A 23,867-nucleotide genomic window follows, 5' to 3' on the forward strand; every position below is an offset into this window, starting at 1 on the left:
AATTATTGAGTTAATGAATTATTGATTTGTTTTTATCGTTGGCTTATTTAGCTCGGCTTTTACCGTCGGTTTTTCGGGTTTTATCTTATTTCCATATCCCACAACCAGTACCGATATTACAATTACTGCTATACCGGCTATTACCGTTGCGAATGCTTTTTTACTTACGCCTTTCCACTCTTTAAGTACCAGGCCCCACGTATTAGCTATCAGGATAATGAAAGCCATGTGCAGGATCCAGGAGCTGGCGCCATTACCCATTTTGCTTTCGCCCATACCGTAAAAAAAGAACTGTAAAAACCAGGTTGTGCCGGCCAGTGCCGCAAATAGGTAGTTTTTAAGCAGCGGTGTTTTTTTATCGGTATAATTATCAAACGTTTTGTTGCGGGCATTTAGCACCATACACCATATAAAGTTAGTGGTTAAGCCACCCCATAGTATAATAATATAGGTTACGTTGTTTGAAAACAGGAAATTGCCCTGTCCCGGATGCGCCGCCTGCCAGATCTGGTTAGCGGTATCGGCCATTGGTTTCCCGGCTTCAATACCGAAGTTGAAACAAGCGCTCAGGATCCCCGAAACTACCGCCACCAGTATACCTAAACCAAAGCGGTAATCTTTATTCTCCTGGGCTATGGTTTTATCGGCCGAGAGTTCTTTCTCTTTCATCATACCTGCTTTACCGCATATAATAATGCCCACTACACAAAGCACAATGCCCAATAAAACCATCTGCCCCCATTCGCTGTGCAGCATCAGCGTAAAAGTATCTTTCCCTTCTTTCGGGAAAAGGTCATAATACACCGATGGAATTATCGACCCAAAAACCGAGCATAAGCCCAGTATAATGGTGCTACCCAGCGATACTCCCAAGTAACGTACCCCTAATCCATACGTTAAACCGCCAATGCCCCACAGCAGTCCCATAAGGTACGTCCAGCCAAGGGTAGCAGTATCCGTATGGTTTATAATATCGGCAAAGCCGGGAATAGTAAGCCATGCTGCCAGCGGTGGCACAATGAGCCAGGAAAAAATGCCGCCTACTATCCAGTAGCTTTCCCAGGCCCAGCCTTTTATTTTTTTGTAGGGGATGTAAAAGCTCCCCGAAGCAAAGCCACCGATAAAATGGAAGATGACCCCTAAAATTACTTGCATATTCTCTGATTGGTTTATATTGGTAAGGCTAATGTAGATAATTTAAATGCCGGAACTGTCCTTTGCTGTCATGGATGTACCGTAATTTCATCTGAATCAGAATTTACAGAATTATAAGATTTTCAGAATAGGAAATCTCTGTAGAGTATTCTGCTAATTCAAAAATTCTGTAAATTCTGATTCTGACAATCCCGGTTCTGTTTATTATTTTGGCAATCAAATACATCTCTATGCAGGCATATATTTTAGGTATTGATATTGGCACCGGCAGTACAAAGGCCGTAGCGGTAAGTTTAACGGGCGAACCATTAGGTACAGTATCCAATCATTATCCCATTAATAGCCCTGAACCCGGTTACAGCGAACAGGATCCGCTGTTGATTTGGGACGCTTTTGTAAAATGCCTTGCCGGTATTACTGCTAAATTGGGCGCCGTTCCGCAGGCCGTGAGCCTGAGCAGCGCTATGCATAGTATTATTCCGGTTGATGAGCATGGCGAAGCGCTGCTGCCTATGATGACCTGGGCAGATGCGCGGAGCGAGAGCATCGCGCAGGCATTGCGTGCAACTAAAAAAGGTGAACGCCTTTATCATAACTGCGGCACAGCAATCCATGCCATGTCGCCCCTAAATAAGTTGCTGTGGCTGCGTGATAATCAAAGTGGAATCTTTGAAGCCGCCCATAAATTCATTTCGATAAAGGAGTTTATCTGGTTCAGGCTTTTTGGTGTTTTTGAGGTTGATTATTCCATTGCGTCGGCTGCAGGACTGTTTAACATTGTAACGAAAGAATGGAATGATGAGGCTCTTACACTCACCGGTATTACTGCTTCAAAATTATCAACCCCGGTTAATACCACTTATTACCGTAACAATATCAGGCCTGAAGTAGCCGCATTAACCGGGATAAATGCCGTTACCCCGTTTGTTATAGGGGCAAGTGATGGGGCATGTGCCAATTTGGGCAGCCACACTACCGGCCCGGATGTAGCGGCGCTTACTATAGGTACCAGCGGCGCGGTGCGCATTACCAGCCCGAAGCCGGTTTACAATTACGAAGCCATGGTTTTTAATTACCTGCTTGATGAACACACTTATGTATGCGGCGGAGCAGTAAATAACGGAGGTATAGGGGTAAACTGGCTGCTCAAAAACTTTTTGCAAAAGGATAACCTTACCGCTGCTGATTATGACGCTTTGTTTAATGAGATAGCAACCATACCCGCCGGCAGCAACGGACTTATATTTTTACCTTACCTGTACGGTGAACGTGCTCCGCTCTGGGATACCAAAGCCTGCGGCACATTTTTTAATATCAAGCCGGCACATACCCGGTCGCACTTTTTACGTGCGGGGCTTGAAGGCATTTGCTTTGCGCTGAATGATGTGCTTAAAACATTGGAAGATGCATCGGGCGGGATTACACAAGTTAATATCAGTGGTGGTTTTACCAGCTCGGCAGTGTGGACACAGGTCCTGGCAGATATCACCGGGAAAAGGCTCGCAGTGCTTCAGTCTGAAGATTCATCAGCGCTCGGCGCTATTTATCTCGCTGCACGGGTATTATATCCTGAAAGTTATGGCATGCTTACCCGTGTTGAACAACAGGATTTTATCGAACCAAATCCTAAAAATCATGAAGTATACAGCAAAATGTTCCCGGTGTTTAAAAAGCTGTATGGTGATTTAAAGGACAGCATGCATTTGGTGGATGGATGGGAGTGAAGACGGATTAAAAAAGTTATCATTCCAGCCCCAGCCACTTAACCAATCTCCAGCAACCATATACAAAAAACGGCGCGGCCACTACATCAATAGTGTAATGAATATGCTGTATCAACAGTAATACTACCAATACTATTGCGCAAATTAATGCGATCAGTTTGTCTGTTCGCTTTTGCAGGTGCAGATATACGAGTACCATGGTTGCCGTGTGGCCCGAAAAAAACAGGTCTTTGGTGATAAATGTATGCCCGTAAAACACGCTTGTGCTTGGGTCAATAAGCGGGACAAGGCCCACTGGCGGATTGAGCTTGACCAGGCCGATAGTAATAAACCGGGCAATACATACAAAATTCAGTGTCCAGATATAAGTGATACATACCCTCGGGTTATAAAGCGCCCGCCACATCATGAGCAGGCCCATGCTCCAGATGAGTATAAAAATCGGAACTGAGAAATCGTAAGAGGGTAAATGGGCCAATACCCAATCATTAAGTACAACGCCGTCTTGCCTTTTTTCAACATACTTAAAAAAAGACGGTAACAGGTTAATGATGATGACTATGACTATAGTGGCACCCAGTAACTTGAGCCTGCTGGCCCGGGTATCGTAGGCGCTCTGCCAAAGCTGTTTTATATGATAAATGGAGGCTAAATTCAATCTGTGTTTTTTTTAGAAAGCCTGCAAAAATACAGTTTGCTGATTAATATTAAGTAATTGTCAGGTATTTGTTAATTTAATAAACTCAAATATGGATAGTGGGAACAAATGCAATTGTGTTGCATTAACTTGTTTATATTTGCGGCATGGATTTTCAAAAGCTTTCGCCCCGGCTGGATAATATTGGTATCACCGCTTCAACGCTTTGTGCTATCCATTGTGCAGTAGTGCCTTTGCTGTTTACCAGTTTGCCCTTGGTGGGCCTTGGTTTTTTGGCTAACGCCTGGGTAGAGTGGGGGATGATCATTTTCGCCCTGGTGATAGGAGTGTATTCTATAGGCTTATCTTACCGGCGTACGCATCGCCGTTCAGTTCCACTATTTATGCTTGTATCAGGTTTTGTTATCATAATGGCAGGGCACGCGTTTACAACAACAGGAAAATCCGAGGCTATGATAGTTCCTGTTGGAGGCTTGCTGATAGCCGCCGCGCATTATGTAAATTATAGGTATACCGGCGCCTGCAACCATGATCATAAAACATATAAACTTAAAAAGGTTGAATAATGGACAAGCGCCACAGGAAATTCTTTTATACGTTTTTGCTGTTCAACTGCTTTTTGAGTCCGGCTTGTAACCATGAAAAGCATAGTGCCCGGGCTGTATCAAACCATCATACTAAGCCGATAAAAAATACCGTTATAAAAGCCGGCAACTAATGGCGCATATTATACGTACCATTATTAAATTAGCGGCCTTATAATTATTACCCAATTAATACATGACACAAACCCGCGATATACATCATTTTGAGCACCTGCTTGATAAGCATCACCTGAAAAAAACCGCGCCCAGGCTGCGGGTTTTATCCATGATGTCGTCAAGGCATTCGGCTACCTCGCAGCCCGACCTGGAGAACCTGATGCATGATATCGACAGGGTTACCCTTTACCGGATCCTTAATGCTTTTGAAGAAAAAGGGATCATCCATAAGATATTTGATTTAAACGGTACGGCTAATTATGCACTTTGCTCGTCAAGTTGTAATGAGCATGATCACCATGACGAGCACCTGCATTTTAATTGCACCCAGTGCAAAAATGTATATTGCCTTAATGATATGAACTTGCCCGCAATAGATCTTCCAGCGGGTTTTGAGTCGCATGGCTTTACCCTGTATGCTCATGGCTTATGCCCCAGGTGCAGTAAAAAGGCGGTGAAAAAATGAAATACATCGCTTTGCCCGGGATGATCATCCTGTTATTCCTGTTTCAAAATTCATTCGCGCAGCAAAAAGATACTATACCTGCTGTTACAACTTTTAGGTTTAAAACGGTTGTTATTGATGCCGGGCATGGCGGCAAGGATGCCGGGGCGCGTGGTTCACATTCGTTTGAGAAAAATGTAACACTGTCAATAGCCCTGAAGCTCAAGGCAGCTCTTGATACGGCCATTACTGATGTTAACGCTATCCTTACCCGTACCGATGATACCTTTATCCCGCTAAACCAGCGCTCGGCTATTGCTAATCAAAACCATGGCAACCTGTTTATTTCCATTCACTGCAATTCATCGCCCGAGGGAACTGCCGCACGTGCACACAAGCAAAAAGGTGTGCTGATGCTGGTATACGGTTTCCACCGCCTTAAGGAGCAGGAAGAGGCCGTACGCGAAAATGCTTCTATTTTCCAGGAAAAGGATTACAAACAGAACTACGAGAGCTATGATGAAAGCGATCCTTCAAACCTGATCGTACTGAATGCTTATATTCAAAAATACCGTAAGCAAAGTATCCGTTTTGGTGATTTGCTTGACGATGAGTTTACCGGGGTAGATGGCCGCGAAAGTAATGGTGTGAAAGAACAGGGAGTATTGGTGCTGGCCCATAGCGCTATGCCTGCTGTATTGATTGAAACCGGTTTCATTAATAACCCCGAAGAGGAGGAGTACCTTAACTCGGACGAAGGGCAGCACGAAATTGTAATGACGATCATCAGGGCACTTCGAAATTACAGGAAGGCAATAGGGGCATAAAAAAGCTGAATGCCTAAAGCTGAAAGCCCAGCCTTCCGTTACATGGGCTATAGGATTTTCTCCTCAATCCGGCGCTTTGCCCCTCGCTGGTCCGTCGAAATGACGTTTCTTATTAAAATATGTTTAGCTTATAGTTTATTCAACTCATCCATCAATACCTTGCTGTACTGATTAAAATAGCGCCTTACCCCAAAACCCATAACGGTTTGGATACCTCGGGTGGCGTTGGTTAAAAATACTTCGTCGGCCTCGTATAAAATATCAGGATTGATCTGGGCTTCGGTGATATCAATGTTGTTTTCTTTTGCCAGTTTGATCACTACCTGGCGCATTACACCTTCAACGCAGCCCTCGCTTAGCGCCGGGGTATATAAGTGGTTTTGATAATTGATGAAAATATTGGAACTGCTGGCTTCGCATAAGTTACCGCTTTGGTTCAACAGAAAAACATCATCCAGCTTGTTTTGAGTTTTGTACAAACCCGCCATTACATAAATAAGCGAGTTGCATGTTTTAATGTTCGACAGATAGTTGGACGGTTTAGGCAGTTCCGTAAACACATCCATGATCAGGCCCTTCTCATTCAAAAAATACCGGGGCTCTTCGGATGGGGTTAGCTCCAGGCAATAACCCATTTTATTTTGAGTAGGGGTATACAAGCCTTCGGCATCGCGGTAAACTGTCAGGCGCAGCCTGCCATGTTTAACTTTATTCCGGCGGGCAAGCTCACTAACTATTTCGTTCAGGAACCAGGTGTCCATTTGCGAATAACCATCAATTTTAAGGGCTTTCATGCCCCGCTGAAGGCGGTCGGCATGCAGTTCGGCAAATTTCAGTTTCCCTTTCATTAGTCGCATGCTTTCAAACAGGCCATCGCCATATTTAAAGCCCCTGTTACCAATGGTAAGCAATGGTGTGTTTTGAGGGAGATATTCGCCGTTAAAATTGATGAATACGGGCATCATAGGACGGATAGATGTTATAATTTGATCGTGTTGTTAATAATTACCGGGTATTGTTGCTCTTCTATCTAACGTCTGTTATTTCGTATCTGTATCGCTGTACTTTCGCCATTTTGCAAGTACGGCCTCAAAATCAGCCGGCAGCGGCGATTCAAAATGCACCTGCTTTTTTAATGTAGGATGTAAAAAGCCCAGTGTTTGTGCATGCAGGGCTTGCCGTGGCATCAGCTCAAAACAATTTTCAACAAACTGCTTATACTTGCTGAACATGGTGCCCTTTAAAATTTTATCACCGCCGTAAGTGGCGTCGCTAAACAGGGGGTGACCGATATGCTTCATATGTGCCCTGATCTGATGGGTACGGCCCGTTTCCAGTTGGCATTCAATCAGGGTAACGTAGCCCATTCGCTCTAAAACTTTATAATGCGTTACCGACCATTTTCCTTTTTCAGGATCATCATATATCGACATTACCCGCCTGTCGGCCACACTGCGGCCAATATAGCCGGTAACGGTGCCGTCTTCCGGTAAATCGCCCCAGGCAAGCGCTATATATTTACGAGTGATGGTATGCTCAAAAAACTGCTTAGCCAGCCAGTTCATGGCACGCTCATTTTTGCTGATAAGCAGCAGGCCTGAGGTATCCTTGTCAATGCGGTGTACCAGCCCCGGCCTGCCGTCGTTGCCCGGCAGGGTTGGCAATTGCTGAAAATGGTAAACCAGCGCATTCACCAACGTGCCCGTGTAATTGTTATAGCCGGGGTGAACCACCATACCGGCTTCCTTATCAACCACCAATACATCATCATCTTCATAAATAATATTGATGGGGATGTTTTCGGGATATACTTCCGTATCGCGCGGCGGGTGCGGCAGCACTACCGAAATTATATCAAGCGGCTTTACCTTATAGCTCGATTTGATGGTTTTATCGTTCACCAGCACATTGCCAAGCTCAATGGCATTTTGAATGCGGTTGCGCGAAGCATTCTCCACGCGGTGCATCAAAAATTTATCAATCCGCAAAAGCGACTGGCCCTTGTCAACCACTACGCGTAAGTGTTCGTACAAGTCCTGTTCTTCCTGCTCAATAAGTTCGGGTTCGTGTGCCATTTGAGGCGCAAAAGTAATCGTTTTTTATGGTAGGTTAAACGTAATATTGCAATAGCATTAACGCCGTATTATTTTATGAACATTGAGCTTGAAATTTTTAGCCCGGTACAGCAAATCAGTAACCCCCTGTTTGATGACTACGGCGTTAAAGTTTTCATTAAGCGCGATGACCTGATCCACCCCATGATATCGGGCAATAAATGGCGTAAGCTTAAATATTTACTGAAACAGGCGCAAACTGCACAAAAAACACACCTCGTAACTTTTGGCGGCGCTTACTCCAACCACCTGATGGCCACAGCCGCGGCTGCCGCAAAGTTTGGTTTTAAAGCTACCGGCATAGTTCGCGGCGAGAAGGTTGATAACGATACCTTGTTTTTATGCCGCCTGCATGGTATGGAACTGCAGTTTACCGATCGCGACAGCTATCGTGATAAACTTGCCCTGTTTAATCGGTATTTTGGTAATGATGAACAGGCTTTTTTTATTGATGAAGGCGGCGCATCTGCCGAAGGGGCCAAAGGCTGCAGCGAACTGGTTAACGAACTAACCGAAACCTACGACCATATTTTTTGTGCCTGCGGTACCGGTACAACAGCGGCGGGTATCATTAACGGATTAAATGGTCATCAGCTTAAAACAAAATTCAACGCGGTGCCGGTATTTAAAAACGGTGGTTTTATTAAAGAGGAGATAGACCGGTTTTTAACGGCCCCGGCAGGATATAACATACATACCGGTTACCACTTTGGAGGCTATGGCAAAGCAAATGACGAGCTCATCAGTTTCATTAAACAATTTGTTGCTGCAACAGGGATATTGATAGAACCTGTATACACCGGTAAAATGATGTATGCCCTATATGATTTAATAAGCAAAGGGCACTTTAAACCCGGCAGTAAAATCCTGGCTATTCATAGCGGGGGCATTTGGGGATTATTGGGGATGAAAGAAAAGTTTAATCAACACTAATTAATCAACACTAATTACACGAATGAGATCGAATTTTCGCGAATTGGAATTAAATAGCACTAATTTCACAAATGCGTCCGAATTTACACGAACCAACTAATTCGTGTAATTCGTTCTAATTGCTCAATAATACGCTAAGCATTCGTGCATAAATTTCAATTCGTGTTTATCGGGATCTCAAAATGGAAGGTTGACCCTTCGCCGTAAGTGCTTTCAACCCAAAGCCTGCCCTGGTGACGGTTAACAATTTCCTGGCAAATGTACAGGCCAATTCCTAACCCCGACATGTGAGAGGCGAGGTTCTCAACGCGGTAAAAACGTGAAAACACCCGTTCCAGTTGATCGGGCTGGATGCCGATACCAAAATCCTGTACCGATACCCTGAATTTATTGTTGATAACAAGGGCCTCGATGATCACTTTATCTGCCTTTGGCGAATATTTAACGGCGTTGGTTACCAGGTTAATGACAACCTGCTCAATACGCTGGCTATCGGCATGGATAATTAATTCCCCGGCAGGTAAATTTAAAAGGAGCTGATGGGAGGGGCCGGTTTGTTGCAGGATCTCTCTCAATTCGGTAAGCAGTTTGATCACATCAAAATCAGCATAAGTAAAAGGCAGTTTACCGGTCTGGATTTTGGTAACATCAAGCAAGTCTGATATCAGGATGGTTAATTTGCCTACCTGTTCCAATGCCCTGTTGGCCAGTACTTTGCTTTTATCATCCGGGGGGAGGTTACGGGCTATGATTTGGAGGTAGCCCTTTAAACTGGTGACCGGTGTTTTTAGCTCATGGCTTGCAAGCCCTATAAACTCGTCCTTTTTTTCATTAAGCTCTTTAATATTTTCATAAAGCTTGGCGTTATCAAGTGCTACCGCGGCCTGGGCGGCAACAGCCAAAACAAGCTGCTCATGTTCCCTGGTAAACCTGGCCGGTTGTTCGTGTCCAAAAAATAACCCGCCAATCACCTCGCCCGATTTGCCCCTTACCGGAACAGCGAGGTAGCTTACCACCGGCAGGTGCCCTTTAGGCTGGCCAAAATGTGGTGCATTTTTTCCGTAGCGTGGGTCTTTGGTTATATCATCAACCCTTACCGTTCCCTCACCACTGAAAGTGGGATGAAAGACTGCCGTATTACGTGGCATGCCAAATTTTTCAAATGCCTCACGCGGCGCGCCCGAAAGCGTGAATAGCATATATGATTCGCCCTGCTCGTTAACCTGGTTGTGAAAAAAAGCGCCAAACTGTGCGCCGCACAACTGGGTGGTGGCATCGGTAACTTTTTGCAGGATATTTTGAATATCCAACTCGGCCGAAATAACCTGTCCTATGGAGTTTAAGATCTCCAGGCGTTCGGCATACTGTTGTAATCTTTCTTCTGATTTTTTTTGCCGGCCTATATCGCGGATTATTTTTGAAGCCCCTATTACCTTATTGTTGTTGTTTCTTATGGGAGATATGGTAAGCGAAATTTGTATTTCCTCGCCGCTTTTTGTTTTACGTATGGTTTCAAAATGTTCTATCCGTTCGTTAGCCCGTATTTTATTAATAATCATTTCTTCCTCATCATAACGGTCTTCCGGTATCAAAACCGTGATATGTTTGCCTATGATCTCATCTTCGGTATAACCAAATAAACGTTGGGCCGCGCCGTTCCAGCTGGTAATTATACCATTAAGGTTTTTACTTACAATAGCATCTTCTGATGATTCAATGATAGAGGCCAGCATCCCTTGCTTTGACTCGGCATTTTTTTGTTCGGTAATATCTATCAGGGTATTGGCGGCGCCTGCCAGTTCGCCCTTTTCATTGAAACGGGGCTTAGGGTTGGATAATATATAGCTTACACTTCCATCGGGACGTTTAATAAGTATTTCCTGCTGCTTTATAGCCTTGCCATATTTTAATACTTTACCCGTTGGTGTTTCATCGGGAGTTAACAGTATACCGTCGGAGGTAAATATCTCCCAGTTTACATACCACTTGTCTTTATTAGCTTCAGGCGTTTTGCCCCAAAGCATTACCGCCGCTTTGTTAAAAGAGGTTATATAACCCTCTTTATCGCAGGTATAAACTGCAACGGGCAGGTCTTCAAACAAGTCCCAGTCGGCACTATTGTTAAATGTTACTTTTGGGGCCGGTTTTGAGTGGCTGGCAGATAATGGTTCTTCTCCCATGGTTATAAATATCCCCTTTGGTTGTATCTGGTACTAATTTAATATTAAAATAATCAACCTATGCCAAATTAATTAAAAAGAAACGTTTATTAAATTTTGCCGGTACAATTCAGGTTGGCGGATGAGGAATTTAATTGGCAACCGGGCGGTAAATGTAAATTTGAGCTGCATTTTTTTATGAATATTGTGATCGAAACGGGTGTACCGGTTTTGAGTTTGGTACAAAAAGTAACTTTAAACAATTTAAAGTTACTTTTTTGTCAATCGGTTCAAAAACCGCTTAAATTTTGATTTTAGGCGGTTTTTACTAAATTTGTAATAAACCAAATTAATATGTACAACCTACTTGTTTCTCCGCAGGATGTCCAGGCATCGCTTCAAAAGCATGTACTGGCCGATGGATTCGACCTCACTTTTGATATGGAAAAAAGTAAGGGTGTTTATATTTATGATGCAAAATATAACCGTACGCTGCTTGACTTTTTTACCTGCTTTGCTTCGGTGCCCTTGGGCTATAACCATCCCAAAATGCTGAACGACGAGGAGTTTAAGAAAAACCTCATGCTTGCGGCATTAACCAACCCGTCAAATTCAGATATCTACACAACGCAATACGCCCAGTTTGTTGAAACATTTGACAGGATAGGGATCCCCGAATATTTACCGCATGCTTTTTTCATTTCCGGTGGTGCGCTGGCTATCGAAAACGCGCTGAAAGTAGCTATGGACTGGAAGGTGCAGAAAAACTTTGCCAGGGGCTATACTAAGGAAAAAGGTTTTAAAGTATTGCACTTTGAGCATGCTTTTCACGGCCGCTCGGGTTATACCCTGAGCCTTACCAATACCTTGCCTAATAAAACCAAGTGGTTTGCCAAGTTTGACTGGCCGCGGGTATCTGTACCTTATATGAATTTCCCTTACAGCGATGCCAATCATGAAGACCTGTTAAAGAGGGAGCAATTATCGGTGGCACAAATCAGGAAAGCATTTGAAGATAATAAGGATGATATATGCGCCATAATAATTGAGCCTGTGCAATCAGAAGGCGGTGATAACCATGTACGCAAAGAGTTTTTAGAGAAGCTGCGTGAACTTGCTGATGAGTACGAAGCATTGCTGGTTTATGATGAGGTACAAACGGGAGTTGGTTTAACAGGCAAATTCTGGTGCCATCAACATTTTGGTGAAAGGGCGCGCCCTGATATTATTGCTTTTGGTAAAAAAATGCAGGTTTGCGGCATATTGGCTGGCAGGCGCATTGATGAGGTTGAAGATAATGTATTTAAAGTATCATCGCGCATAAACTCAACCTGGGGGGGCAGTTTGGTTGATATGGTACGCTCGTCAAAAATAATGGAAATTATTGAGGAGGATAAGCTTTGCGATAATGCGGCAGTAATGGGAGAGTACCTGCAAAACGGTTTGAGTGAAATTGCCGAACGGCACCCGGTTATAAGTAATGTGCGGGGAAAAGGACTGCTCACTGCCTTTGATTTTCCGGACAAAGCAATAAGGGACAGCTTTATTAAAAAAGGTTTTGATAATAATATTATGTACCTTGGCTGTGGCGAAAAGAGTGTGCGTTTCCGCCCTGCGCTGATCATTGAAAAAAGCCACATTGATACAGGCCTTGATATGCTTGAACAGCTTTCGGTCACTTTATAATACAGTAAATAAAGAAAATTAATCCCGGCTACAGCTAAATCCGCTCATGAAACGGATGAAATTAACTAATATTTAATAAGGTAAAATCGGCATCTATTATTTGCAAAAATAGAAAGATATTAATATACGCTACTTTTTTTCCAAAATACGCTATATTTTTTGTTATTATTCCGATTAGATTTGTTGCAACCCTATTAAAGTAACGTAGTTCTATTTCAAGCACCATGAGCAAACACATAGAGAAATTAAAGAAACAACTGGTTGAAGTTGCCGAGGTTGTAAACTCATTCAAATCTGAAGCTGTGCAGGTTCGAATAATTGACCGTTTACTGGAAGTTATGATCGAATCGGAGAAAGTAGATGCCGAGGGTGTTGAAATGTTTGGTAAAAAAGTAAGGAAATTACGCGTTGAAGATGAAGGCGGAGGTGTTTCAGGACGTAAAAAGCCAGGCGCTACCAAAATACTTAATCAATTGCTAAATACAGATTTCTTTGATAGTCAGCGGTCTATTTCATCAATTGCCAATTACTGTAAAGAACAGTATGATTCTGATTTTAAAACGTCTGAACTTTCAGGGATCCTTTTAAAATTAGCTAATGAAAATAAGCTTAGAAGGGAGCGGAGCAATGAAAATAATCGCTTTGAATATATTAAAGCATAAGTATCATCATACTTGATAAAATAAACAGGGAGCCTGATTTTCAGGCTCCCTGTTTATTTAGGGTGAAATTTATTATATATAACTTATAGTTAAGTATAAGTATTATTTAAGGTTAAATAAATTATCTACCCCTAAAATTTTTCTGCTGGTAAAGCCCTCGGCATATTTTACCTGGATGCTTTTGCCAAACTCGCGTGCGCGGCCGGTTACTATTTCAATAAAATTGGATGTTGAAATATAGGTTTGAGGTTCATCTTCCCAGCTTGGGTTATAAAACTGCGATCCGTAAGCATTAATACTCTCTATCTTTTTATCCCAATGTTCGGTTACATCAATTAATATATCAGGAGTAATATAATTATCCTGTATAAAATGCAGCACCATGTCTGGCCGCCAGGCTTCTTGTGGTGTGCCATCAATATCAAATGTTTCTATTTTGCGAAGGCCCGCTAAAAATGCCGAGGCTTCAACAAGTTCATTTGCCCGGCCATGATCGGGGTGGCGGTCATGGTAAGCATTGGTTATTACAATGGAAGGACGAAATTTGCGGATGGCTTCAATAACCTTTACCTGGTGTTCGCGGGTATTTTCAAAAAAGGCATCGGGCAGGCCAAGGTTTTCACGTACGGCTAAACCTAATATTTCGGCGGCTGCCGCAGCTTCCTGCTTACGGATTTCGGCCGAGCCGCGGGTACCCAACTCGCCGCGGGTAAGGTCAACAATACCAACTTTATAGCCAAGGGCAATATGTTTTAAAATTGTACCTGAACAACCTAATTCAGCATCATCAGGATGTACCGATAAAACTAATATATCTAATTTAAGCATGCGCAAAAATAATTCATTGGTTAAATGCCGCTGTCAGCAGGCGGTCAATCTTTCGCCTGATTTTTGAGGAGTTAGGTTTGGTGAAAGGGTAGTAAAAATCAACTACATGCCCATTCTTATCAATCAAAAATTTATGAAAATTCCAGCGCGGAACCGACCGTACATTTCCATTCTCCTTTTTATCGGCAAAAAATTGATACAAAGGGTCGGCATAGGGGCCGCGTACCCGTATTTTTTCAAATATGGGATAATTTGCTCCATTGGCTTCACAAAAAACGGCAATAGCTTCACCATCTAAAGGTTCCTGTCCGCCAAAATCATTTGAAGGGAATGCAAGGATTTCAAAATCCTTGCCTGCAAGCCCGGCTTTCAAAGCTGCAAGTTCTTTTAACTGAGGTGTAAAACCGCACTGCGATGCAGTGTTTACAATTAAAAGGACCTTGTTTTTATATTCGGAAAGACTGATCTCTTCACCGTTTAACCTTTTAACGTTAAACCGGTAAATGCTTTTGTTATCCATTAAACTAATTGCTGTATGAATTATATCCGGCCTGGTTTAATATGGCCTCGATATCCTTCTGTTCTTCAGGGTCGTAGGTTTCTTTGAGATTATGACCAAATATGCTGGCTACCGACTGGAACATGAAAGCCTTAAAGCCGCCTTTTAATTCTTTAACCATAGCAAAGCTGGTTTGCCCGGTTTCGCGGTCAATAAGCTTAATTAAAACCTCTCCCTGACTAATTGTCAGGTTTTTTATTTCTTTATTGAACAGGTTTTTTATTTCACCCTCACAGGTGCTTACCAGTTCTTTTTGTTTTTTCCTATCGGCAGTAACGGCAAGGTCGCGCTGTAACTGGCGGTACCTTTGCCCTGCAAAACGTGCGTAGGGCAGTACTTTCATTACATTATAACGCAAACGGCGGTAGTTTAGCCTGTCGGCCTCGCTCGCAAAAATACGGGTATCTACAATTCTAACCTCCGGCTCAACTATCCATGGTACAAGCTCACCGTCAAGGTTGGTCATCGCTGTTTTGATGGTATCATTTTTGCCAAGAGTTACGGGTGCAGGCGTAGCTGTTTGGGCCTTTGCAGCACCCATTAAGCAACATAACAGCAGCGTAAAACCAATAAATTTCATATTTTTACTTAATACAAAAATAATGTAATTTTTTTTGGTATTTTACTAATACCTGCAATAATATTTATTTGCTGCATGTTTATGATTGAATACCGCTAATACCCCGTACATGAAAGACTTAGTGATAGACCTGGAAGCCGAGAAGAACGAGATACTAAAAAGATACCGTGCTTTGTTGCGTGCCTGTAAATCAACCCTGCAAAAGGGCGATAAACGCATGATACGCAAGGCATTTGATATGGCCCTGGAAAGCCATAAGGACATGCGCCGTAAAAGCGGCGAACCTTATATATATCACCCTATTGCCGTTGCACAGATAGCCGCCGAAGAAATTGGCCTGGGTACCACCTCAATAGTGTGCGCCCTGCTGCATGATGTGGTTGAAGATACCAACATGACGCTTGATGAAATTGAGATGGAATTTGGTAAAAAGGTAGCCAAAATTATTGACGGCCTTACCAAAATATCAGGTGTATTTGATACCAACAGCTCATTGCAGGCCGAAAACTTCCGTAAAATGCTGCTTACCCTTGCCGATGACGTGAGGGTGATCCTGATTAAGCTTGCCGACAGGCTGCATAACATGCGTACCATGGAGTTTATGCCCAGGGATAAGCAGCTTAAGTTATCGTCAGAAACGGTTTACCTGTATGCGCCCCTGGCACACCGCCTGGGCTTGTATGCCATAAAATCTGAGCTGGAAGACCTCTCCATGAAATACATGGAGCGCGAAACCTACCAGTTCATCAAAAATAAACTGAACGAGAAAAAGGCCGAGCGTGAGCGTTTTATTCGTGATTTTATCGAGCCAATTAATAAATCGCTGCAAAGCCAGGGGCTTGAGGCTGATATTTTTGGCAGGCCGAAATCAATCCATTCTATCTGGAATAAGATGAAAAAGAAATCGATACCTTTTGAGGAGGTATATGACCTTTTCGCCATCCGGATTATATTGGACAGCGCCCCCGAACATGAAAAGGCTGATTGCTGGAAAGCCTACTCTATAGTAACCGACCAGTACCGTCCAAACCCGGACAGGCTGCGCGACTGGATCTCTTCACCCAAAGCCAACGGTTATGAATCATTGCATACCACGGTAATGGGCCCGCGGGGGCAGTGGGTTGAAGTACAGATCCGCACCAAGCGCATGAACGAGATTGCCGAAAAAGGTTTTGCCGCGCATTGGAAATACAAGGAAGCCAGCACCGACAGCGGTCTTGATCAATGGGTACACAAAGTGCGCGAAATGCTCAAAAACCCCGATACCAACGCGCTCGACTTCATCGATGATTTTAAGATGAACCTCTTCAGCGATGAGATCTTCATTTTTACGCCAAAGGGAGCGCTGATCCAGTTGCCATTGAATGCTACGGCGCTTGATTTTGCCTTCGAGATCCATACCGATGTAGGCGCAAGCTGTATCGGTGCTAAAGTAAATCATAAACTGGTGCCGCTAAGCTACAAGCTCCAAAACGGCGACCAGGTAGAGATCATTACCTCAGGCAAGCAAACCCCTAAGGAAGACTGGCTTAATTTTGTAGTTACCGCAAAAGCTAAGGCTAAAATCAAGTCGGCTTTAAAAGAGGAGAAACGCAAGATTGCCGAGGATGGCAAAGAGATCCTTGAGCGTAAAATGAAATCGCTCAAGATCACCTATAACTCCGAAAACCTGCAAAAGATCAGCTACTTTTTTAAGCTGCAGGCCACCCAGGATCTTTTTTACAATGTTGCCAAAGGCATTATTGATATGAAAGACCTGAAAGAGTACCAGGCATCCGAAAAAGTAATTGACAATAAGCCGCAGGATAAAATTGACCAGGAGCAGGTTCAAAACCTCATCAAAAATATCAAGGCCAAAGACAGTGATATCCTGCTCATTGGCGAGGATATGCAAAAGATTGATTACAAGCTGGCCAATTGCTGCAATCCTATTCCTGGCGATGATGTTTTTGGTTTTGTTACCGTGAGCGACGGAATCAAGATCCACCGTACCAATTGCCCTAATGCGGCTAAGCTTATGGCTAACTATGGCTACAGGATAGTAAAAGCCCGCTGGACAAATCAGCAGGAACTTGCTTTTCTTACCGGTTTGCGTATTACCGGTATTGACGAGGTTGGGTTGATCAACAAGCTAACCACGGTAATATCAAATGATTTTAAAATAAACATCAGGTCTATAACAGTTGACAGCGATAATGGTATATTTGAAGGCTCGCTGATGTTGTATGTGAACGATACCAGTCACCTTGATACCCTGATTAAAAACCTAAAACAAGTAAAAGGCGTAACCGCGGTTAACCGTTTTGATTCGGCAATTGAAAAAGCGTCGTGAGGATAGAAGCAGGAAGTCAAGAGTCAAGAAGCAAGAAAGAGCCGGGAAATTAAGAATTATGAGGCAAGGCAGAATTCACCAATCTTGATTCTTGACTCTTGACCTCTTGTCTCTCTAATCCATAATTTATTAATAACTTTGCCCCGTTAATACATCATTATGTCACAGCAGGATACCATACCAATGGTTAAAAAAATTTTTGAGGCTTACCTCGAAAATAAAAACCTCAGGAAAACCCCTGAACGTTTTGCTATACTCGAAGAGATATATTCCCGTACAGATCACTTTGATGTGGAGTCGTTGTACATCCACATGAAAAATAAAAAATACCGTGTAAGCCGCGCTACGGTTTACAATACGCTTGAGCTGTTGGTTTCGTGCGATCTGGTTACTAAACACCAGTTTGGCAAAAACATGGCCCAATTCGAAAAATCATACGGTTACAAACAGCATGACCACATCATTTGCATCGATTGCGGTAAAGTAGTTGAGTTTTGCGATCCGCGCATCCAGCAGATCCAGAGTATGATGGGCGATATATTGAAATTTGACATCAAACACCACTCTTTAAATCTTTATGGTAATTGTACCAAATTAAGAGAGGGTTTTTGTGACAGACGAGTATAAAATCATGGACAAACCTATTTTAAGCAAGCAGGCATTTTGGGATGTTGATATGGATAGTATCGACTATCAGAAAAATGCCGCGCATGTTGTTGAAAAGGTTATCGAAAGAGGAAAAGCAGAAGATTTTAATAACTTGTTGAAATTTTATGGTTTTGACAAGGTAAAAGAATTAGCCTTGCAAGCATTATCGCTTTCAGATATCAGCATCAATTTTTGCTGCGTACTGTTTAAGGTTAAACCTACTGATTTTAAATGCTACGAAAAGAAACAGTTGAACCTGCAACACTGGAACTTTTAAAAAAAATAGTTTCATTTCCTGGATTTGAACAATTTAGATTGGTTGGAGGTACTGCACTTTCGCTACTTTACGGACACAGGCTATCAATTGATCTTGATTTTTTTACAGATCAGCCACTTGATAAAGAATTTATCAAAGAAACCCTTAATGATAACTTCAATCAGGTTAGAAGTGAAAACGACAGGTTTAAATCCATATATCAATGCCTCATTGAAAATATCAAAGTTGATTTTGTTTCTGTTAAAGATCCATTTACTTATCCGGCACAAATAATTGAAGGAATTCCCATTGCCGATATTCGCGATTTAATAGCGTTGAAGCTTAATGCAGTGAAAGGCAGAGGGGTAAAAAAAGACTTTTGGGACATTGCCAAACTCCTGGAGTTTTATTCATTTGAAAATCTTTTTCAATTTTATCATGATAGATATACTTATGATGATACCTTTGCGGTCATAAGATCAGTGGTTTATTTTGCTGACGCTGAAAATACTATAACTCCCGAGTCATTAGATGGTATGACATGGGACAAAGTAAAACAAACCATCACAAACGCATTTGACGATTATTATAGAAATATTAGAAATTAATGGCTGTTGACGTATTATTAGGCCTCCAGTGGGGCGATGAAGGAAAAGGAAAAATTGTTGATGTGCTTAGCGCAGGTTATGACCTGATTGCACGTTTCCAGGGCGGGCCAAATGCAGGTCACACGTTGGAGTTTGACAGTAAAAAGTTTGTTTTAAACACCATTCCTTCAGGTATATTTTTTGAAAACACCATGAACCTTATTGGTAATGGTGTGGTGATTGATCCTATCACCCTGAAAAAAGAACTGGATAAATTAAAAGATGCCGGGCACGACCTGCTGGCAAAAAAGAATCTTTTAATTGCTAAAAAAGCACACCTGATATTACCTACCCACCAGTTGCTTGATGCCGCCAATGAAAAAAAGATGGGTGAAGGCAAAATTGGTTCAACGTTAAAAGGTATTGGTCCAACGTATATGGATAAAACCGGTCGTAACGGTTTACGTATCGGTGATATCACCCTGCCCGATTTTAAGGAGCGTTATCAGAAGCTGGTTGATAAGCATGTATCTATGCTGCAGCAGCTTTATGGCGAGGTAGCAGATTTTTCAGAACGCGAAACACTGTTCTTCGAGGCGCTTGACGTTTTACGCCAGTTCCCGCTGGTTGATTCCGAGCATTTGGTTAATAACTACATCAAAGAAGGAAAGAAAGTTTTGGCCGAAGGTGCACAGGGCGCTATGCTTGATATCGACTTTGGCTCATATCCGTTTGTAACTTCATCAAATACTACCGCTGCCGGCGCTTGCACAGGTTTAGGTATTGCCCCTCAGCAAATTGGCGAAGTAATAGGTATTTTCAAAGCTTATTGCACCCGTGTAGGTGGTGGTCCGTTCCCAACCGAGCTGGAAAATGAAACCGGCGAAGAATTACGTAAGGTAGGCCATGAGTTTGGCGCAACTACCGGCAGGCCACGCCGCACCGGCTGGATCGACCTGCCGGCTTTAAAATATGCTATTATGCTTAATGGCGTTACCCAACTGGTAATGACCAAGGCTGATGTTTTAAGTGGTTTTGAAAAGATCTATGCTGCTACTCATTATAACTATTTAGGTGAGCAGATTGATTATATGCCTTACGATATTTGCTCAGTTAAACCAGAACCGGTATATAAGGAAATTGATGGCTGGAACGAAGACCTGACCGGCATTACCGAGCTGTCTCAAATCCCGGCTAAACTGCAATCATACATTGATTATCTTGAAGCTGAACTTGGCGTACCGGTTAAGTATTTATCAGTAGGCCCAGACAGGAAGCAGACTTTAACATTGCACTAAGAATAAAAAAGCGTCATGCCGAATTTATTTCGGCACCCCACCAGCAGGGTGTACTTCGTGTGTAACCTTCTTGCAGGATACTGAAACGAGTTCAGGATGACATAGCTATAAATAAGAATAAAAAGGCCGGACGTTCCGGCCTTTTTTCATTTACTTGGTTATTTTTGCGGGGTGATAGTACAGGTTAATGATCTGCCGGGATTCAGAAAGAAGGCGTTACAATGGGCCACAACTTTTGATACGCTGTGTTACCTTGATTCGAACGGATTTAATGATCCCTACTCCAAATTTGATACGCTGATAGCGGTTGGCGCCCGTGCCGAACTTACTGCAAATGCAGGTAACGCTTTTGATCAGCTTGATGAGTTCAGGAAAAATAATCCCGGCTGGATGACGGGTTTCCTGGGATATGACCTTAAAAATGAAATTGAAGCGCTTACATCAACTAATCACGATGGCTTAAAATTTCCAGATTTGTATTTCTTTGTTCCTCAGCATCTGATTTTGATAAGGGGGGAGGGGGCTGAAATTATTTCAGATAATCCCGAACTGGTTATAAAAGCGATAGACGGGCAAGATCTGCCCCTGTATGTTCAACAATCCGCAGTTAGCTTAACCCCACGCTTCAGCAGGCAGGAATACATTGACACTGTAAACAAAATAAAAGAGCACATTACCCGCGGCGATATTTATGTCACTAACTTTTGCCAGGAATTTTTTGCAGAGGATATACTTCTTGATCCGCTGGAGATTTTTACGAGACTGAACGAAGTTTCACCCAATCCGTTCTCTACTTTTTTTAAATGGAATGGTAATTATATTCTCGGCGCTTCGCCCGAACGATTTTTGGCTAAACGGGGAAGTAAACTCATCTCGCAACCCATAAAAGGTACGGCTAAAAGGATGGATGATATTGAAGCCGATAAACAGGCTAAACAGAGCCTGCGCAGCCATCCCAAAGAACTGCAGGAAAACGTAATGGTTGTTGACCTGGTAAGAAATGATTTAACCCGCTCGGCTAAACCCGGCACGGTTAAAACCGAAGAACTTTTTGGTATCTACAGCTTTAAGCAGGTGCACCAGATGATCTCGACCGTGGTTTGTGAAATACAGGAGGGCTTATCAAATGTGCAAGCCATCAAAAACACTTTTCCTATGGGCAGCATGACCGGTGCCCCGAAAGTGAGCTGTATGCAGCTGATGGAGCAATATGAGCGCAGTAAGCGTGGCGTATACTCAGGTGCAATAGGCTATTTTAGTCCGGATGATGATTTTGATTTTAACGTAGTGATCCGCTCATTGCTTTATAATTCCTCCAATAAATACCTTTCGTTTCACGCAGGTGGAGCTATAACTTATCACGCCATTGCCGAAAATGAATATGAAGAATGTTTGTTGAAGACGCAGGCGGTTATGGAAGTTTTGGGAGGGAATTGAAAAATCCAGAAAAATGAAAATAAGTAGTTCATTATTGGCGCAAGTGTTGAGCGATGGCCAGTGTACATGCTCACTTGTGCCTGTAGAGTAGTAGCAATTTTCTCCGTGACTTGTCCTGATACTGTTTGTCCTATGGGAGCCGCATGTGATGTGCCTCTACAAAACACGTTTTACAGATCATCAACTTTTATTATATTGAGCTGTAAAAATTTCAAATCTCCGTTTATTAAATTATTAATATGTTAAGACCCCTACAAAACATAAAGCTAATTATCGTTTCCCTGTGTTTATTAGCAACCGATATCTCTTCCGCCCAAACTAAGTATCGTCCTTCAGATTTATTCCGGGCACAACCCGTATTACCTCCGGGGAACCCCTATCGTACCGCTACCGGTGAACCCGGGCCTGCCTACTGGCAAAACAAGGCCGATTATGTAATTGATGTAGTACTTGATGATAAAACCAACGTCATAACCGGTACAGCTACAATTACTTATACCAATAATAGCCCCAAAGCCCTTTCGGCACTGTGGTTGCAGCTGGAACAAAACGTGTTTAAAAAAGATTCGCGGGGGATTCAATCCAAGCTATTTCTTTACCAGGATCCTGAAAAAACTACTCCAGACGGCGGATACCAGGTAGAAGGCGTGCAGCTTGCCGGAAATAAAGCTGGAAATATTAAATACCATATTTATGATACACGCATGCAACTGGAGCTGGCACAGCCGCTGTTAAGCGGGCGGGCCATCAGTTTTAGCATCCGTTATCGTTATAACTTCCCGGTAAATTATAAAAATGCTGATTTCCTGGTTAACCGTACCGATATCCTCCCAACAAAAAATGGTAATATTTATGCTGTGGCGCAATGGTATCCAAGAATGTGCGTACTGGATGATGTAGAAGGATGGAACACGCTGCCGTACTTAGGTAACGGTGAGTTTTACCTGGAGTATGGCAATTTCAGGGTTAATATAACAGTGCCATCGGGACTTATTGTGGAAAGCTCTGGAGATCTGCTGAATCCTGAAGAAGTACTAACATCAGCCGCACTCAAGCGCTGGCAGGCAGCTAAACAAAGTGATGTACCGGTGCAGATCAGAACAGCAAAAGAAGTAACAGATCCATCTTCAAGACCAGCTAAAACAACTTGTACATGGAAGTTTAAGCTGGACAATGCCCGTGATTTCGCCTGGACTGCCTCGCGCTCATTTGTTTGGGAAGGGTTAAGTTTTAAACTTGCCGATGGCAGGCGGGTAATGGGCAGTTCGGTGTACCCGGTAGAATCGGAGAAGCAAGGTAGCTGGAAACGCTCATCGGAATATATCAAATTTACCTTACAGCATTTTTCAGAAAACTGGTTTCCTTACCCTTACAATAAGGCAGTTAACGTGGCTTCTAATTTGGATGGTATGGAGTACCCCGGCATGGTTTTTTGCTCGGCAAAAGATACCGGCAATATGTATTTTGCAGTAGTAAACCATGAGCTGGGCCATACCTGGTTCCCGATGGTAGTGGGCAGCAACGAGCGTAAATACGCATGGATGGATGAAGGGTTTAATATGTTCATTGACAAAATGGCTACCAAAGCTTTTAATAAAGGTGAGTTTATAGGTTATGTAGAGATCGATAGTCCGCTTGATTCCCTGTTTGCGGAAAAGTTATTGCCTATTGTTACCCGCCCTGACGCTTTACCCGGTAACCAGGTATATCCGCTGCAATACCAAAAAGTAGCTTATTCCCTCGCACTTTTGCGTAATCAGATTTTAGGCCCGGAGCGTTTTGACCGCGCTTTCAGAAAATATATCCGTGATTGGGCCTATAAACACCCAACCCCATGGGACTTTTTTAGGAGTATGGATAGTTCGGCCGGCGAAGACCTAACCTGGTTTTGGAAATCGATGTTCCTCGAAAACTATCGCCTCGATCAAAAAATTGTTAAAGTAGAAAGTAAGGCGGGTTCCCAACCTATTATTACAGTCGAAAATATGGACAAGGCTGCTATGCCATTGGTGGTTGAAATAACCTATGCAGACGGTTTAAAGGAGCATCGTGAATTTCCGGTAGAGATTTGGGAATATAGCAGTATTTATACTTTTACCGGCGATAAGAAAGCTGCGGTTGCCAAAGTGATTATCGACCCGGATAAGATCTATCCGGATGTGGATAGGAGCAATAATGGTTTTGAGGTGAAGAGATAAGAAAGCGACCTCTTGTTTAT

22 protein-coding genes are annotated in these 23,867 nt (G+C 42.9%); 14 read left to right on the forward strand and 8 right to left on the reverse strand.

Going from position 1 to position 23,867, the window contains the following annotated elements:
- Positions 1-18 precede the first annotated feature (18 nt).
- Positions 19-1,155 (reverse strand): L-rhamnose/proton symporter RhaT, encoded by a 1,137-nt coding sequence (gene rhaT / locus FHW88_RS28645; RefSeq protein ID WP_176628929.1) that lies wholly within the window; start codon positions 1,153-1,155, stop codon positions 19-21.
- A 230-nt stretch (positions 1,156-1,385) separates the two neighbouring features.
- On the opposite strand from rhaT, the gene FHW88_RS28650 reads away from it, so the two are divergent.
- Positions 1,386-2,879: a gluconokinase gene (locus FHW88_RS28650; protein ID WP_176628930.1), complete on the forward strand. Its 1,494-nt coding sequence runs from the start codon at positions 1,386-1,388 to the stop codon at positions 2,877-2,879.
- A 19-nt stretch (positions 2,880-2,898) separates the two neighbouring features.
- Here FHW88_RS28650 and FHW88_RS28655 read toward each other — a convergent pair whose 3' ends face one another.
- Positions 2,899-3,537: a sphingomyelin synthase family protein gene (locus FHW88_RS28655; protein WP_218117326.1), complete on the reverse strand. Its 639-nt coding sequence runs from the start codon at positions 3,535-3,537 to the stop codon at positions 2,899-2,901.
- A 146-nt stretch (positions 3,538-3,683) separates the two neighbouring features.
- Between FHW88_RS28655 and FHW88_RS28660 the strand changes: the two genes are divergently transcribed.
- The 3 genes from FHW88_RS28660 (at position 3,684) to FHW88_RS28670 (ending at position 5,570) form a co-directional block, all read left to right on the forward strand.
- On the forward strand, positions 3,684-4,103 hold the full coding sequence (locus FHW88_RS28660) for a MerC domain-containing protein (protein ID WP_176628931.1): 420 nt from the start codon (positions 3,684-3,686) through the stop codon (positions 4,101-4,103).
- Positions 4,104-4,317: 214 nt separating this feature from the next.
- Complete coding sequence (locus tag FHW88_RS28665) at positions 4,318-4,764, forward strand: Fur family transcriptional regulator (RefSeq protein WP_091175311.1); 447 nt, start codon at positions 4,318-4,320, stop codon at positions 4,762-4,764.
- Positions 4,761-5,570: an N-acetylmuramoyl-L-alanine amidase gene (locus FHW88_RS28670; protein WP_176628932.1), complete on the forward strand. Its 810-nt coding sequence runs from the start codon at positions 4,761-4,763 to the stop codon at positions 5,568-5,570. The genes FHW88_RS28665 and FHW88_RS28670 overlap by 4 nt, the downstream gene beginning before the upstream one ends.
- A 128-nt stretch (positions 5,571-5,698) precedes the next feature.
- Here the strand turns inward: FHW88_RS28670 and FHW88_RS28675 are convergent, their stop codons facing one another.
- Positions 5,699-6,535, reverse strand: coding sequence for an aminotransferase class IV (locus tag FHW88_RS28675; protein ID WP_129571377.1), 837 nt, complete (start codon positions 6,533-6,535; stop codon positions 5,699-5,701).
- 75 nt (positions 6,536-6,610) lie between these two features.
- Positions 6,611-7,645, reverse strand: coding sequence for an RluA family pseudouridine synthase (locus tag FHW88_RS28680; protein WP_090528176.1), 1,035 nt, complete (start codon positions 7,643-7,645; stop codon positions 6,611-6,613).
- Positions 7,646-7,720: 75 nt separating this feature from the next.
- Here FHW88_RS28680 and FHW88_RS28685 point away from each other — a divergent pair, with 75 nt between their 5' ends.
- Positions 7,721-8,617 carry a 1-aminocyclopropane-1-carboxylate deaminase/D-cysteine desulfhydrase gene (locus FHW88_RS28685; protein WP_176628933.1) on the forward strand — a complete coding sequence of 299 codons (897 nt, stop codon included), beginning with the start codon at positions 7,721-7,723 and terminating at the stop codon, positions 8,615-8,617.
- A gap of 155 nt (positions 8,618-8,772) precedes the next feature.
- Here FHW88_RS28685 and FHW88_RS28690 read toward each other — a convergent pair whose 3' ends face one another.
- Positions 8,773-10,797 (reverse strand): PAS domain S-box protein, encoded by a 2,025-nt coding sequence (locus FHW88_RS28690; protein ID WP_176628934.1) that lies wholly within the window; start codon positions 10,795-10,797, stop codon positions 8,773-8,775.
- A gap of 333 nt (positions 10,798-11,130) precedes the next feature.
- Here FHW88_RS28690 and lat point away from each other — a divergent pair, with 333 nt between their 5' ends.
- Both lat and FHW88_RS28700 read left to right on the forward strand, forming a co-directional pair.
- Positions 11,131-12,462, forward strand: coding sequence for an L-lysine 6-transaminase (lat, locus tag FHW88_RS28695; RefSeq protein ID WP_176628935.1), 1,332 nt, complete (start codon positions 11,131-11,133; stop codon positions 12,460-12,462).
- A gap of 224 nt (positions 12,463-12,686) precedes the next feature.
- A complete protein-coding gene (locus tag FHW88_RS28700) occupies positions 12,687-13,124 on the forward strand; it encodes a hypothetical protein (protein ID WP_090528165.1) in 438 nt (145 codons plus the stop codon).
- Positions 13,125-13,226: 102 nt separating this feature from the next.
- Here the strand turns inward: FHW88_RS28700 and bshB1 are convergent, their stop codons facing one another.
- From bshB1 to FHW88_RS28715, 3 genes are read right to left on the reverse strand one after another with little or no spacing between them, the layout of a single operon-like run.
- Positions 13,227-13,952, reverse strand: a complete 726-nt coding sequence (bshB1, locus tag FHW88_RS28705) for a bacillithiol biosynthesis deacetylase BshB1 (RefSeq protein ID WP_176628936.1) — start codon at positions 13,950-13,952, stop codon at positions 13,227-13,229.
- Between the two features lie 13 nt (positions 13,953-13,965).
- Positions 13,966-14,472: a glutathione peroxidase gene (locus tag FHW88_RS28710; RefSeq protein WP_176628937.1), complete on the reverse strand. Its 507-nt coding sequence runs from the start codon at positions 14,470-14,472 to the stop codon at positions 13,966-13,968.
- A gap of 4 nt (positions 14,473-14,476) precedes the next feature.
- Positions 14,477-15,091, reverse strand: a complete 615-nt coding sequence (locus tag FHW88_RS28715; RefSeq protein WP_091175285.1) for a DUF4294 domain-containing protein — start codon at positions 15,089-15,091, stop codon at positions 14,477-14,479.
- Positions 15,092-15,200: 109 nt separating this feature from the next.
- Between FHW88_RS28715 and FHW88_RS28720 the strand changes: the two genes are divergently transcribed.
- The 7 genes from FHW88_RS28720 (at position 15,201) to FHW88_RS28750 (ending at position 23,847) form a co-directional block, all read left to right on the forward strand.
- Entirely contained in the window at positions 15,201-17,423 is a 2,223-nt protein-coding gene (locus tag FHW88_RS28720; protein WP_090529622.1) for a RelA/SpoT family protein, read from the forward strand.
- A gap of 159 nt (positions 17,424-17,582) precedes the next feature.
- Complete coding sequence (locus tag FHW88_RS28725; RefSeq protein WP_090528154.1) at positions 17,583-18,050, forward strand: Fur family transcriptional regulator; 468 nt, start codon at positions 17,583-17,585, stop codon at positions 18,048-18,050.
- Between the two features lie 4 nt (positions 18,051-18,054).
- Positions 18,055-18,348, forward strand: coding sequence for a DUF6922 domain-containing protein (locus FHW88_RS28730; protein ID WP_176628938.1), 294 nt, complete (start codon positions 18,055-18,057; stop codon positions 18,346-18,348).
- Positions 18,303-18,935, forward strand: a complete 633-nt coding sequence (locus FHW88_RS28735) for a nucleotidyl transferase AbiEii/AbiGii toxin family protein (RefSeq protein ID WP_176628939.1) — start codon at positions 18,303-18,305, stop codon at positions 18,933-18,935. The genes FHW88_RS28730 and FHW88_RS28735 overlap by 46 nt, the downstream gene beginning before the upstream one ends.
- Positions 18,935-20,212 (forward strand): adenylosuccinate synthase, encoded by a 1,278-nt coding sequence (locus tag FHW88_RS28740; RefSeq protein ID WP_176628940.1) that lies wholly within the window; start codon positions 18,935-18,937, stop codon positions 20,210-20,212. The genes FHW88_RS28735 and FHW88_RS28740 overlap by 1 nt, the downstream gene beginning before the upstream one ends.
- 171 nt (positions 20,213-20,383) lie before the next feature.
- Entirely contained in the window at positions 20,384-21,649 is a 1,266-nt protein-coding gene (locus FHW88_RS28745) for an anthranilate synthase component I family protein (RefSeq protein ID WP_317171393.1), read from the forward strand.
- A gap of 239 nt (positions 21,650-21,888) precedes the next feature.
- Positions 21,889-23,847: a M1 family metallopeptidase gene (locus FHW88_RS28750; protein WP_176628941.1), complete on the forward strand. Its 1,959-nt coding sequence runs from the start codon at positions 21,889-21,891 to the stop codon at positions 23,845-23,847.
- Positions 23,848-23,867: the final 20 nt, after the last annotated feature.

Source organism: Mucilaginibacter sp. SG538B (assembly GCF_013376065.1).
In the GTDB taxonomy this organism is placed as follows: domain Bacteria; phylum Bacteroidota; class Bacteroidia; order Sphingobacteriales; family Sphingobacteriaceae; genus Mucilaginibacter; species Mucilaginibacter rubeus.